This is a genomic window from Pseudomonas sp. GW821-FHT01E10 (assembly GCF_059422365.1).
Genome location: NZ_JBWKWT010000006.1, coordinates 215,145 through 228,248, shown reverse-complemented (window position 1 = coordinate 228,248; position 13,104 = coordinate 215,145). Strand labels below are relative to the sequence as shown.

Sequence of the window (13,104 nt, the reverse complement as noted above, 5' to 3'; positions counted from 1 at the left end):
TTTTGAACCTTTTATCCGTGAGCCCCATGATCCTTCCCGAAATTCACGAGTTCCTCGGCTGCCGCACGCCCGACGGTTGGGTCCAGGCCGCGCTGGCCGATCAGGAAACGCTGCTGATCGACCACAAAAACTGCGAATTCAAGGCGGCCAGCACGGCGTTGAGCCTGATTGCCAAGTATCACTCCCACGTCGATCTGATCAACCTGATGTCGCGTCTGGCCCGGGAAGAGCTGGTGCACCACGAGCAGGTCATGCGCCTGATGAAAAGGCGCAAGATTGAACTGCGCCAGCTGTCCGCCGGGCGTTACGCCTCGGGGCTGCGCAAAGTGGTGCGCAGCCACGAGCCGGTGAAGCTGGTGGATACGCTGGTGGTCGGCGCGTTCATCGAAGCCCGCAGTTGCGAGCGTTTCGAGGCGTTGGTGCCGCATCTGGATGAGGAGCTGGGCAAGTTCTATTTCGGCCTGCTGAAAAGCGAGGCCCGGCATTTCCAGGGGTATCTGAAACTGGCCTATCAATACGGTGACGCCAAGGACATCGCCCAGGTGATCGACAAGGTGCGCGACGCCGAACAGGCGTTGATCGAGTCGCCGGATGTGGAGTTCAGGTTTCACAGTGGTGTGCCGGTCGCGGCGTGACAACGTGTCATCTTCAATAATTGTAAAAAACTCTTAAAAGAATGAAACATCGCCAAAAACCGGCTTCCATGGCCGGTTTTTGCTGTCTGCGATAACCGTCCCTTCACCGATTGGCGCCATAATGCCGGCCATTTCATTCAAGGGTTGGCAGACGGTCATCATGGAGAGTCTGGGTTTTGGCAAAGTATTGCTGGTGGAAGACGACGAGAAGCTCGCCGGGCTGATTGCGCATTTCCTGTCCCAACACGGTTTTGAAGTCCGCGAGGTACACCGCGGAGATCTCGCGGTAGCCGCTTTCCTTGAAATCAAGCCGAAAATCGTCGTACTCGACCTGATGTTGCCGGGCCAGAGCGGCCTGCACGTGTGCCGCGAAATCCGCAGCGTATCCGACACCCCCATCGTCATTCTCACCGCCAAGGAAGACGACCTCGATCACATACTCGGCCTGGAATCCGGTGCCGACGACTACGTGATCAAACCCATCAAGCCCCCCGTGCTGCTCGCTCGTCTGCGTGCCTTGCAACGCCGTCAGATGCCGGACAGCAGTGTGTGCAGCTCACTGGAATTCGGCCATCTGAGCATCGATCGCAATTGCCGCGAAGTGCGCCTGGCGGGCGAGGGCATCGAGCTCACCACCATGGAATTCGAACTGCTGTGGTTGCTGGCCAGCGCTGCCGGCAAGACGCTGTCCCGCGACGACATCCTCAACCGCATGCGCGGTATCGCCTTCGACGGCCTCAACCGCAGCGTCGACGTGTACATCAGCAAACTGCGCGGCAAGCTCAAGGACAACCCGCGCGAACCGGTGTGCATCAAGACCGTGTGGGGCAAGGGCTATCTGTTCAATCCGTTTGCGTGGGAGCTGTAGATGCTGCGGTTATTTTTGGGACTGTTTCTGGTGATGACGGTTGGCCTGGTACTGGGGCTGCAAACCGTCGAGCGCACGTTCGATGCGCTGCTCGATGGTCAGATGCGCAGCTACAACCAAGAGGCGGTGCGTGGTCAGGCCTGGTCGCTGGTCGAGCAATTGCGCGGCCTGGACAGTCCGGCCCGGGAGCGACAGTTGGAAGCCATACGCCCTCACTACGGTTTGGGCCTGGCTCTGGTCGAGACCGATCAATTGTCTCTGACCGATCAGGAACAAGCCGAGTTGGCCCAGGGCCTGCTGGTGATGCGCGACAAGTACACGCAGTTCATCTCGCGCATTGACGACGGTTCGCAGTTGCTCAGCATCAAGCTGCCGGCCGAGCCGAGTCTGATGCCGTTCTACATTGCCGCGGCCTATCTGATGATCGCGGTGATGATCGGTTTTGTGTTGTTTTTCTGGGTGCGCCCGCACTGGCGCGATCTGGAGACACTGCGCCTGGCCGCCGAACGCTTTGGCGATAACGACCTGTCGGCGCGTATCCAGCTGTCCAAGCGCTCGAATATTCGTGACCTGGCCGAACACTTCAACCTGATGGCCGCGCGCATCGAGGGGCTGATCGCCAACCAGCGCGAGCTGACCAACGCGGTGTCCCATGAGCTGCGCACACCCATCGCGCGGTTGTCGTTCGAACTCGACCAACTCAAGCAACAGCCCGACCCAACCCAGAGCCGCGAGTTGATCGCCGACATGTACGCCGACCTTGGCGAGCTGGAAGAAATGGTTTCCGAGTTGCTGACGTACGCCAGCCTTGAACGCGGCGCCACGGTGATTACCCGGGAGAACATTCAGGCCAGCCATTGGTTAGACAGCGTGGTGGGCAGCGTGACGCTGGAGGCTGAAGCCGCCGGGGTGCAACTGCTGATTGTCGAATGTCAGGTTGACGAAATTCGTATCGAACCGCGCTTCATGGCCCGGGCAGTGATCAATTTGCTGCGCAACGCCATTCGTTATGCCGACCAGCGGGTGGAAGTGTCGTTGGTGCGCACCGGTGATCACTACGAGGTGCAGGTCAACGATGATGGGCCGGGCGTGCCGCTGGACGGGCGGGAGAAAATCTTCGAACCGTTCTCGCGCCTCGATGCCAGCCGCGACCGCCGCACCGGTGGTTTCGGCCTGGGCCTGGCGCTGGTGCGGCGGGTGTCTCAATCCCATGGCGGGCAAGTGGAAGTGGCGGATTCGCCGTGGGGCGGGGCGTCGTTTCGCATGACCTGGGCGCATTTGGATTAGCGGCTCAAGCCCAGGCGTTCATGCCACTGGGCAATGGATTCTACCGGGTAGACCTCGAATTGCTGGTCCCCCGGATACACCTCGACTTCCACCCACGGCGCCTTGGAGCCGAGCATCAGGTGCGTGTGCTCGGGCGGCACCGGCAACGGGGTGTCGATGGCCGAGGCAAACGGGTGAATCAGCTCCGGCCATTCAGGGCTGAACAGCCATAATCCCGAGCCGCACAGGGAACAGAAATGCCGCTCGGCGGTGCTGCGCCGGGCGCGCTTATCGCCTTCGTCCTTGAGCCGCGCATGGTAAATCGAGATGTGCTTGCGACCACGCACCTTGAGGCTCTGGGCGTCGCCCGCCAGGTTGATCGCATAACCGCCACCGCCCTGGGTCTTGCGACAGATGGAGCAGTAGCAACGCTGATAAGGGTAGGGGTGGGCGCTGGTCAGGCTGAACGACACCGCGCCGCAATGGCAGGAGCCTTCGAGCTGCATGGGAGCCTCCGATGGGGTTGGGATGACTCAAGACAGACTAGACCGTAAGCGTTTCTGCACTTGAATTTATGCCTGCGTTGTCGCGGTCTACCGGTTAGGCACCCGCCACAAATACCACGACGCCACCGTCCTATAAGGGCTCCATGCCAACCCGATATCAATCATCTGCTTGCGACTCGGCTGTTGTTCCAGCCCCTTCAACCGGCGATAACCCTCTCGCACTCCAAAGTCATCGGCCGGCAAAACGTCCGGGCGCTCCAGGCTGTAGATCAGCAGCATCTCCACGGTCCAGCGGCCCACTCCGCGCAAGGTGATCAAACGCTCGATCAATGCTTCATCGTCCATCGCCAGCGCCGTGGCGTAGTCCGGCACCACGCCGTCCAGAGCCGCCTGGGCGATGCCCTGAATGGTTGCGATCTTGCTGGCGGAAAAGCCGCAACCGCGCATCTGCTCGAAGTCGGTCGCCAGGATCTGCTCGGGTCTGGGGAAGGTGCTCGCGGGAAACAACGCCAGCAGCCGGCCGACAATCGCATCGCCAGCCTTTGCATGCAGTTGCTGATAGGCAATCGCCCGCACCAGCGATTCATAAGGATCGCGCGCCGCATGGGGCTGATGCAGGCAGGGGCCGATGGCGCTGATGTGGCGCTGCCAGTCGGCATCGAGGGCCGAGAGGAATTGGCTGGCCAGTTGATAGTTGTCGGGCATGGAGCATCCTGGGGGCGGGTGGCAGCGGGAAGACTAGTCGTCTCCCCGCAGCGCCGCACTCCATTGCTTGCGGTCAAACTTTCCCGGTCGGGGCCAGCAGGGCGTTCACTTGGCTGTAGGTGAAGGCCTTGAGGTGACTGCTGTCGAGCGTGCCGGTTTGCAGAAAGCTTTTGGCCAGGCCGGCCATGGCGCCGTAGAGGAATTCGGCGATGCCCGAGCCGGCGCTCAAACGGCGCACGCCAAGGGCTTGCAGTTCTTCAGGCGAAGGCAGGCCCGGGAAGCCGAGCACGTTCAGCGGCAGCGTCGTGCCGTGGCACAGGGCGTCGATCTCGTACGCCGCCGTGACGCCAGCGGCGAACAGTCCGTCGGCACCGGCCGCCTGATACAACGCGGCGCGTTTGAGCGTCTCGGCGACGCGATCTTCGGCCGGCACCAGGCCCCTGAGGTACACGTCAGTGCGGGCATTGATGAACAGCTTCACATCCCGGCGATTGGCAACCTGGCGCGCGATTTCGATCTTGCGGGCCAGCAGGTCGGGCGAGGCAGCACCGTCCTCGATATTGATCCCCACGGCACCGGCGGCGATCACCGCGTCGACCACTTGCGCAACTCGCTCCAGGTCATCGGAATAACCCGCCTCAATGTCCACGCTCAACGGCACGCTTATGACCCGGGCGATGGATTCGACGGTGGAAACCAGCCGCTCAAGCGGCAAGGTGTTGCCATCCGGATAACCATGCACCCAGGCCACCGCTGCGCTGCTGGTGGCCACGGCTTTGCTGCCCAGCTGTTCCACCAGTCGCGCCCCGGTGGCGTCGGCGACGTTGGTCAGAATCAACAGCCCGCTCTGGTGCAGTTGATGGAATTGAGTGTCGAGTGTGTCCATTGAATGTCCCTCCTTATGACTTTTTATTGAAAAACAATGGAGTGATCAGAATGCCAGTTGTTGGGTGATTTGCACCGCGGCGCTTTCCAGCCTGAGCAGAAACGCTTTACGCGGTTGTCCACCACCATAGCCGGTCAACGAACCGTCTGCGCCGATCACCCGATGACAGGGCAGCACGATCGCCAGACGGTTTTGTCCGTTGGCCATGCCCACGGCGCGACTGGCGCCGGGCTTGCCCAGTTGCGCGGCAATCGCGCCATAGGTGCTGGTCTGGCCGTAGGGGATCTTCATCAATTCGCTCCACACCTGCTTGGCGAACGCGCTGCCGGGCAGGTGCAGGGGCACGTTGAATTCGCTCCGTTTGCCGGCGAAGTATTGCGCCAGTTCCTCTTCGATCTGCTGTAAATGCCCGTTGTGTCCGGGGGCCACGGCGTAGCCATAATGGTTCTGCAGTTCTTCGATTTCCTTGGTCAATGCCGGTCGGTCGAGAAACTCCAATAGCACCAGCCCACGCCGTTCGGCCATGGCGATCATCGGTCCCAGTGGCGTGGTCAATCGGGTGAACAGCAACGGCTCGCTGTGGGCGGCGCGACCGGGGGTGATGTGGAATGACTTTTGAAACGCATCGCGAAAACCGCTCAAGGATTCGTAGCCGGAATCGAACGCCGCGTTGTCGATGGATTCGCCCTGTTTGATGCCACCGAGGGCGATGCCCAGGCGTCGGCTGCGCAACCAGGCGTGAAAGGTCATGCCGAAATGCTGCTTGAACCAGCGCCGCAGTTTCAGCGGCTCGATGCCCTCGGCGAGCAATTGGGCATCGGTCCAGCGCTGGTCGGGGTCGGCGTCGACGGATTTCAGCAGTCGTTGCACCCAGTCCGGCGCAATGGCCGCGGCGTCCAGCGGCTTGCACCGCAGGCAGGCTCGATAACCCGCCGACATCGCCTCATCGGCATGGGCGAAGAACTCGACGTTTTCCGGCTTCGGTTTGCGCGCCGTGCAACTGGGGCGGCAGAAGATGCCGGTGGTTTTGACCGCGGTAAAGAACACCCCCTCGTAGGCGGTGTCGCGTTCGAGCATGGCGCGAACCATCTCGGCGTGGGGCGGAAGCACAGCGTTTTGTAGGTTCATGGGCTGAGCATAAGCCGCGTTGCCTGGCGCCTCCACCGGAAAATCGACAGAGAATTTCTGTACCCTGAGCTACAGTCATCGGGTCACCGGCAATGCTGTAAACGATATTTTCAGGAATCCATCCCAATGCAAGCATTCACGATTAAACACATCGATCACATCGTCCTGCGCGTCGAGGACCTCGAACGCAGCATCGCGTTTTACGGCGAGGTACTCGGCGCCGAACTGGTCAAGCGCCGCGACGATCTGGGCCTGGTGCATTTGCGTGCGGGCACCTCGATGATCGACCTCGTCGATATCCAGGGCGAACTCGGCCGCACGGGCGGGGCTGCCGCTGGTCGCGAACGGCGCAACGTCGACCACTTCTGCCTGCGCATCGAACCGTTTGACGAGGATGCGCTGGTCAGTCACTTGCAGTCCTTCGGCCTGAAACCCGAGAAAGCCGCCGTGCGTTTTGGTGCCGAAGGCAACGGGCTGTCGATCTATTGCTTCGATCCGGACGGCAACCAGGTCGAACTGAAAGGACCGTCCCAAGCGTAAAGGTCAGGCCCGTTTCGCCATCAACAGCACCGAAGCTGCCGCCGACAGCAACCCCGCGCAGCAACGGTTGAACAGCCGCTTGCCCCGTGGTTCTGCAAACCAGCGGCGCATGTGCAGGCCCATGTAGGCGTAGGCGCTGATGGCAATCCATTCCAGCAGCAGGAACAACGCGCCGAGCACCGCGAATTGTGGCGCCACCGCCTGGGTCGGGTCGACGAAATGCGGCAGGAAGGCGGTGAACAGCAAAATGGCCTTGGGATTACCCGCTGCCACCAGAAACTCCTGCCGCGCCAGGGCCAGGATCCCCACCGGCGTGCCGGTGATGTGCTGCTCGGCCTCGGGATTGGCACGCCACAGTTGCCACGCCAGGTACAACAGGTAAGCGGCACCGATGATCTTGATCGCGTAGAACAGCCATTCCGAGGTTTTCAGCACCACCGACAATCCGGCGGCGGCCAGGCCAATCATCCCGGCAAACGCCAGCAAACGCCCGACGCCGGCCACACAGGCGCGACGATAGCCATAACGGGTGGCGTTGCTGACCGACAACAGATTGTTTGGGCCGGGGGCCATGTTCAGGGCGAAGCAGGCCGGCAAAAACAGGAGGAGGGTGGCGAGGTCCATGAACGGGGCTCCAGGAACGAGAGCGGTATTTTTATCACGGGTGGTTGGTGATTTGGCCCATACAGCGGTGGATGCAAATAGCCGTACAGAGAAAAACACGGGACAGACCACGATTGTTCGGCATTTGCCTTGAATCGTGGTCTGTCCCTTTTTGCGTTCCTACGCCGGACGCGGTGCTTCTACGGGCGGGGTGCCGTCGTGGAACATTGTCTTCAGTTGAGCACGCAGTTCTGGTGAATCGGTGTGCTTGTGAACACTGACCGCATGCTGTGCCGCGGCCTCCAGCAGTTCGTTTTCAGAGTCTGCGGACAGGGCGACCGAGCATTTGGACGCGCTTGGGAACTCGCGGCAGTCGATGTATTTACGCGCCATGATCTTCTCCTCCCTACGATGAAGGCAGGCTGTGGCCTGCGTGAACGATCACTCGACGCGCCCCGCATCGAGTGTGCCGACTCTTGAAGTATAGGCCCGCCATAAGGTCCCTCGTGACAGTCTTGCAACCTACAGGAAGTGACATGCGTCGCGGGACAGGCAAGGGTTGTTTTCTTCAATACAGCATTCCCCTGGCTCTTTACCTTGAGCCCTGGTTCAACTGAATTGAAGAAGGTATGCAATGAGTCTGATTCTTTCCATGGCGGCGTTTGCCTTGGTCGCTTCCATTACACCGGGGCCGGTGAACATTGTGGCGTTGAGTTCGGGGGCGCAGTTCGGTTTTCGCGCCAGTCAGCGACATGTCGCCGGAGCAACGCTGGGTTTCGTTTTATTGCTGGTATTGATGGGATTGGGGTTGCATGAGGTATTGCGGTTGTGGCCGGCGCTGACGCAAGTGGTGCAACTGGCGGGTGTTGCGTTTCTGTTGTTCATGGCCTGGAAACTGGCGGCGGACGATGGTCGCATCGATGCGGATAAATCGCGCCGGGCGCCGTCGATGTTATATGGCGCGATGATGCAATGGCTCAATCCGAAAGCCTGGCTGGCCTGTGTAGCGGGCATGGGCGCGTTCGTCGCGGACGGTGAGGCGCGGCTGGTCTGGCAGTTTGCGGCGGTGTATCTGGTGATCTGCTATGTGTCAGTCGGCTGTTGGGCGTATGCCGGGACATGCCTGCAGGGTTATCTGAATAATCCTGTAGGCATGCGATGGTTCAACCGGCTCATGGCATTGTTGCTAGGGCTGAGTGCGGTGTATTTGTTGCTTTCCTAAGCAACATACCCTCAGTCATTCACCTTAATCGAGTCCGTGCAGCAAACTGAACTCTTGTTTTGTCAGCGGTGTGAACCGGTTGTTTCGAAGCTGGCTGATGGCATACAGGGCACGACCCGTACGGCCATTACCGTCGCCTAGACCGTGGAAACCTACGACGGTCGCCAGCAACTGTTTGTCGAAATGCTCATGACTGGAGTTCAGTGTTTTCAGATGTTGTTCCATCGCGGCGAATCCACTGATGTTGCTAGCGTATTTCTTGTCATTGACGCCCACGCGCACGACGTCCGAGGTGGCTGGCGCGATACGGGCATGCAGCTGTTTGATCACGGTCGGATCAGTCAGTGTTTTTTGATTGCCGGCGTACTCGCGCAGTACCGCAACGATGCTGTCGAGGTCGTTGCCAGGGGAGGTAGAACCATTGACGATCCAGGCGCCGGCCCTTTGCGAGTTATCGGTAAAGCCCATTGGATTGAAGGCTGATTCTGGCATGACCTGATTAAACGGTGCCTTGCCCAGGTCTTGCTGTAATACGTTTTGTTGGTAATTCTGCATGTAGGTGACGTTTTTCGCTTCGATCTGGGCAAAGGTTGCCAGTGTATCGGCGTAACCTTGAGCACCGGATGCGGAGCGGGCGCTGGTGTAGCTGTATTGAGCTTTTTCCAGGACTGCCTTGAAAAGATCTTCAACAGGCGTTCGACCGATCAATCCCTGCAGATCTTGCGCTTGCTTGAGTCCGAGCGCCGATTCAACAAGCGCATTGTTGAACAGATGCTCCAGTTCGGACGGCAGAGCGCCATCTGGCAGTCGACTGTTCTTGTTGCCCAGGCGGGTCACAATCTGTTCAACGGTTTGAATGCTGTCGTCCTTGAACAGCGCTCGACCATGGGCAAGCGTGTCCAGCGACATTCGAATCCGGGGGCCTGCGCCGGTATGGTTGATGGCCCGGAGCAGATCATAGCTGTTCGCGCCCGTCAGATAGCGCAACTGCCGCCGAGCCAGATACGGGGTGGAGAGCGCATGAGCGCCTAGTTTCTTCACGCCCCGAGCCAATAGTTTTCCGCCGCCCTTGAGCAGTTGAGGCACTCCGTCAATGGGGTTGAAAAGGCTGATGACAGTACTGCCAACAACTTTGGACGTGGAAAGGAGTTTGGAGACCAGGGTCGTGGCCTTGGCGCTGATAGCGGTAACTTTAATGCCGACGATGGCAAAGGAAACAGCGAGGGCCGCCGCGTCCATGACACAGCCGTGAATAGCGCGGTTTTGTCGGGCAGGAACCCCCGAGGAAAGCTCCTCGACGCACTCCTTGAACGGAATGATCAGGTTCAGAATGAATGTGAAGATGGCGTCGGTCTTTTCAATCGCTTTTTCCCGTCGTGTCTGATCGAGGCCCAGTTGCATCAGTTCATCTACAGTGAAATAGGGGTTCTCTTTTGCAATAAGGTCGCTGATTGCTTCTTTTCGCGTGGAACGAAAGTAACGGTTCGGCGAGGGGGGGCCTGCACTGGCCGACGATGGGTTGAATTCTCCGATCTTGCGGATAAAAAAGGCGGACCGGGAATAGCTGCGGGGGGCCGTGTTCGCTCGATAAGCCTGTATATCCAGACGGCCTTCCAAATGGTGTTTGTGGTTCACAAACGTCGCTACAGCGGACCCACTGGCCATGAAGAGAGGGCGAAACACTTCGCCAAGTTCCTCGCTGTATACGCATTCCGTCCTCATTGGAAACAGTTGATAACAACGAAGCTCTGAATCAAGTACCGCACAAATGAGAACGCCATAACGGCCCGTCTTCCCTGGAACGGGCGTCGCTGGTCTTGCTACGCCCGTCGGGTTGGGAATATTGGTAAATCGGGTGGTTGTGTATTCCTGAACACTATAGATACCCAGGTGGCCGTCCTCGATGAACGACCTGTCCGTCGGGCTTAGTTGCGAAAAGGTGACGTTGATAATGGCCGACAATGCTTCGGTCATTGAGTTGTGATGATTGTGGACCGCTTGCTGAAATAAATCCGCAACGGGGTACATGTCAGCCAGATCAGGGAAAGCCTCGTAAATGCTGGTGCCTTTGGCTCGATCCCAATCCTGGGCGTGAAGCTCGTCGCCCAGGTAAAGATCGACAACCGATACCCGCCTTCCTGCGCCGCCGCCCGTTCCGCGATGTTTGACCAACAGTTCCTCGGGGTCACAATCAGGCACCTGGGATTTCAGTTCTTTAAGCGCGAGCGCCTTGCGATGGGGCAGCGGTTTGCCCAGATCAATCAAGGCGCTCGTCATCATGTCCGCATGTTGCTTGTACTCATCCATCGCCACCGTAACGGCTTGCTGATTGAGGTTGCCCTCTGAATCCCGGGAGATCAGGTCGTTCATCAGCGCCCAAGTGATCACCGGGTCAGCCGAGTGTGCGGCAAACACTGCTTTGAGCTCGGGTGTCAATTGCGATGCGCGGGCGAACCCCAGCAGGTGTTGGTAGGCCATGCTCCGGGAAACACCGGGGGTGATCGCTTCGGCAAAGTGTACGGCCTGGGTGAAGACGACCCACGCCGGTGTGCCAACACGCAGATTGGACGGCAGTTCATCGGCAAGATATTCCGGCGCCATGCCACCCAGGACCAGTTCCGCGACGAGCGGGGCAATCATGGCGTCGAGCTTGAGTTGGCTGACCAGATGCTGTTCAAGTTGCGTGCGGACCGCTGAAGGGGAAAGCAGCAAATGACGTTTCGAGTAGAGGTCAAAACCTGCAAACGAGGTATTGGCGCTGTCCAGTTCCGGATCAAGGTCAAGCAGCATCACCGCAATCATCAGCTGTTCGATGAACTGCTCGGTGGGCTTGGGGCCGTTTTCATCAGCGAACCAGCCTAATGCCGTCATGAACGCATGCCCATTATTCGCGCTCGACACTGCAATATCGATCAGCCGTGTCAGACGGTAACCTTGGCTGGTGGGCAGTTTGTCGGCGGAAAAGCTTTCAAGTTTCAGCGCATGGCCATAAAGCGAAACCAAAGGAAGTTCGCCTCCGGTTTCTTCCTCGATCACATCGCGAATGAGGGCGCGATTTTTCTCCGTGAGTTCGAACGGTGAGTCTTTGGGAGGGCTCAGCAACTCCCAGTAGTTCCCATAGGGCGACGGTGCTGGAAGGGGGGTGACATTCAGTAAATCAATTAACTCTTTTGCACTTTCCACGCTGGCCGGAAGTGGCAAGCTGTGAAAACGCAACCACTGACTTATTGTGATTTTTTCGGTGGACGTCACCCATCCGCCAGTCAGCTTGGCACTGCCTGAAAGGAGGCGTAGTTGTTCATCGATATCGGCAACGCCAGTGAAGTGATGGGCGATATCGTTACGCTCGGAGAAGAAACTGACAGTGATCAGCTCACCGTTGGCTTCACGGGTACTGATGTTGTCATAGGAATAAAAGAGTTGGCCGTGTTCATTGACATGAAAGATGTTTGTTCGGGAGATGCCTTGTTCGACCGCGATTTTTTTGAAGTCGGGTTGCCGGCTGAGCCTCGCCAGGCAGGTAGTAGCTGGACGATGTAGTTGGGAGAAGTCGGAATTCGGGTCACAGGTAACTGATACACGATCCCACGACCATCCAACGGTTGCCATGACGTCTTCATCGCTGAGGAAGTTGGCGATGGCTTCAATGACTAATTGTTTTTCGCGTTGGTTGCTGGAATGAAATACGTTGTTGTTCGGCGTGTTCAAGTAAGAAGCTCCATCTTCTGATATTGGGTTGTAGCGTGGGAAGGGAGCTTAAATAAGAGTTTGGAGTGTTGTCATATTAGTTATATGACTTTGTATGAATTTTACCGGCATGGCTCGTGGGTTTATATTAACTAACCTGTTTTTGACAGGGGGCGCATGTCGACATATTAACTTACCCGCGATATTGCCCTGGTGTCGCCGCCAGATGTTGCTTGAACGCCCGCTGAAAATGCGCCTGATCAGCAAATCCGGCCTCCAATGCGACATCGGCGATCAGCCTGCCGCTACGCAGTCGATCCCGGGCGAACTGGATGCGCCGGTTGACCAGAAATGCATGGGGCGTCATGCCGTAATGCTGTTTGAAGGCGCGGATAAGGTAGGACGGCGACAGTTGCGCCGCTTCGCAAATGTCTTCGAGCTTGAGCTGATGCGTGCAGTTATCGCGGATGTAGTCGGCGGCCCGTTCGAGCTTGAAATTGGGTTCGCGCAGCGGTTGATCGACCGGGTTGAGCCGCTGTTGCACCTCGGTGAAAAACTCCACCGCCGCGCTGTGTTTGCGCAGCACGTCTTGCTGCTGATCGATCAACACCTCGTATACGCTCCTCAGGCCGGCGAACAGCTCGAGATCGCGATTGTGGGTGATGGAAAACCGGCGAAACGCCGAATCCTGGCTGAAGCCGAGCTGATGCTGCAAGTCAGTCAGCCAAGGCGTCTCGACGTACAGCATCAGGTACGACCAAGGCTGGTCATCGATCGGATTGCAGGCATGCACATCGCCGGGGTTCATCAACACCACGGTGCCGGCGCTGACCTGAAACTCCGATTGCTCATGGATGTAGGTGCTGCGCCCAGCGGTGATAGCACCGATGGAAAAGTGTTCGTGGGAATGCCGGGCGTAGCAGACCTCGCGGCCGTCGGCGATGGAGCGGGCTTCGATGAAGGGCAGGGCGTCGTCGCGCCAGAAACGCGGGGCTTTGTCTGCATCTTTGGCGACGGTGTGCTTCATCTCGATGTCCTTGGCGGGCCAGTGCCTGAGT

At 58.7% G+C, this 13,104-nt stretch carries 13 protein-coding genes; 5 read left to right on the top strand and 8 right to left on the bottom strand.

Features of this window, described 5'->3' with window-relative positions; translation table 11 throughout:
* The first annotated feature begins 26 nt into the window (after positions 1 to 26).
* The 3 genes from AC07V0_RS14295 to AC07V0_RS14285 all read left to right on the top strand — a co-directional run bounded on the left by AC07V0_RS14295 (position 27) and on the right by AC07V0_RS14285 (position 2,790).
* Positions 27 to 635, top strand: a complete 609-nt coding sequence (locus tag AC07V0_RS14295) for a MiaE family protein (RefSeq protein ID WP_018929651.1) — start codon at positions 27 to 29, stop codon at positions 633 to 635.
* Positions 636 to 795: 160 nt separating this feature from the next.
* Positions 796 to 1,503: a winged helix-turn-helix domain-containing protein gene (locus tag AC07V0_RS14290; protein WP_495019688.1), complete on the top strand. Its 708-nt coding sequence runs from the start codon at positions 796 to 798 to the stop codon at positions 1,501 to 1,503.
* Positions 1,504 to 2,790, top strand: coding sequence for an ATP-binding protein (locus AC07V0_RS14285; protein ID WP_495019666.1), 1,287 nt, complete (start codon positions 1,504 to 1,506; stop codon positions 2,788 to 2,790).
* Here the strand turns inward: AC07V0_RS14285 and AC07V0_RS14280 are convergent.
* The 4 genes from AC07V0_RS14280 to AC07V0_RS14265 form a co-directional block, all read right to left on the bottom strand.
* On the bottom strand, positions 2,787 to 3,275 hold the full coding sequence (locus tag AC07V0_RS14280) for a GFA family protein (RefSeq protein WP_019648936.1): 489 nt from the start codon (positions 3,273 to 3,275) through the stop codon (positions 2,787 to 2,789). The two genes, AC07V0_RS14285 and AC07V0_RS14280, sit on opposite strands and share 4 nt — an antisense overlap.
* A gap of 87 nt (positions 3,276 to 3,362) precedes the next feature.
* Entirely contained in the window at positions 3,363 to 3,980 is a 618-nt protein-coding gene (locus tag AC07V0_RS14275; protein ID WP_028940442.1) for a DNA-3-methyladenine glycosylase family protein, read from the bottom strand.
* Between the two features lie 73 nt (positions 3,981 to 4,053).
* On the bottom strand, positions 4,054 to 4,866 hold the full coding sequence (locus tag AC07V0_RS14270) for an isocitrate lyase/PEP mutase family protein (RefSeq protein ID WP_018929642.1): 813 nt from the start codon (positions 4,864 to 4,866) through the stop codon (positions 4,054 to 4,056).
* Between the two features lie 45 nt (positions 4,867 to 4,911).
* Positions 4,912 to 5,994 (bottom strand): bifunctional transcriptional activator/DNA repair enzyme AdaA, encoded by a 1,083-nt coding sequence (locus AC07V0_RS14265; RefSeq protein WP_138867728.1) that lies wholly within the window; start codon positions 5,992 to 5,994, stop codon positions 4,912 to 4,914.
* Between the two features lie 126 nt (positions 5,995 to 6,120).
* Between AC07V0_RS14265 and AC07V0_RS14260 the strand changes: the two genes are divergently transcribed.
* Positions 6,121 to 6,534: a VOC family protein gene (locus tag AC07V0_RS14260; protein ID WP_018929640.1), complete on the top strand. Its 414-nt coding sequence runs from the start codon at positions 6,121 to 6,123 to the stop codon at positions 6,532 to 6,534.
* 3 nt (positions 6,535 to 6,537) lie between these two features.
* On the opposite strand, the gene AC07V0_RS14255 is transcribed toward AC07V0_RS14260, so the two are convergent.
* Both AC07V0_RS14255 and AC07V0_RS14250 read right to left on the bottom strand, forming a co-directional pair.
* Entirely contained in the window at positions 6,538 to 7,158 is a 621-nt protein-coding gene (locus tag AC07V0_RS14255) for a LysE family translocator (RefSeq protein WP_495019665.1), read from the bottom strand.
* Positions 7,159 to 7,317: 159 nt separating this feature from the next.
* Positions 7,318 to 7,530, bottom strand: coding sequence for a DUF1059 domain-containing protein (locus AC07V0_RS14250; RefSeq protein WP_007937743.1), 213 nt, complete (start codon positions 7,528 to 7,530; stop codon positions 7,318 to 7,320).
* Positions 7,531 to 7,771: 241 nt separating this feature from the next.
* On the opposite strand from AC07V0_RS14250, the gene AC07V0_RS14245 reads away from it, so the two are divergent.
* The gene (locus AC07V0_RS14245) at positions 7,772 to 8,359 is read left to right on the top strand and encodes a LysE family translocator (protein ID WP_018929638.1); all 588 of its coding nucleotides are present in this window, start codon (positions 7,772 to 7,774) and stop codon (positions 8,357 to 8,359) included.
* A 24-nt stretch (positions 8,360 to 8,383) separates the two neighbouring features.
* On the opposite strand, the gene AC07V0_RS14240 is transcribed toward AC07V0_RS14245, so the two are convergent.
* Together AC07V0_RS14240 and AC07V0_RS14235 are read right to left on the bottom strand one after the other, a co-directional pair.
* Positions 8,384 to 12,067 carry a hypothetical protein gene (locus AC07V0_RS14240; protein ID WP_495019664.1) on the bottom strand — a complete coding sequence of 1,228 codons (3,684 nt, stop codon included), beginning with the start codon at positions 12,065 to 12,067 and terminating at the stop codon, positions 8,384 to 8,386.
* 172 nt (positions 12,068 to 12,239) lie between these two features.
* Positions 12,240 to 13,073, bottom strand: coding sequence for an AraC family transcriptional regulator (locus AC07V0_RS14235; RefSeq protein WP_018929636.1), 834 nt, complete (start codon positions 13,071 to 13,073; stop codon positions 12,240 to 12,242).
* Between the last annotated feature and the right edge of the window lie 31 nt (positions 13,074 to 13,104).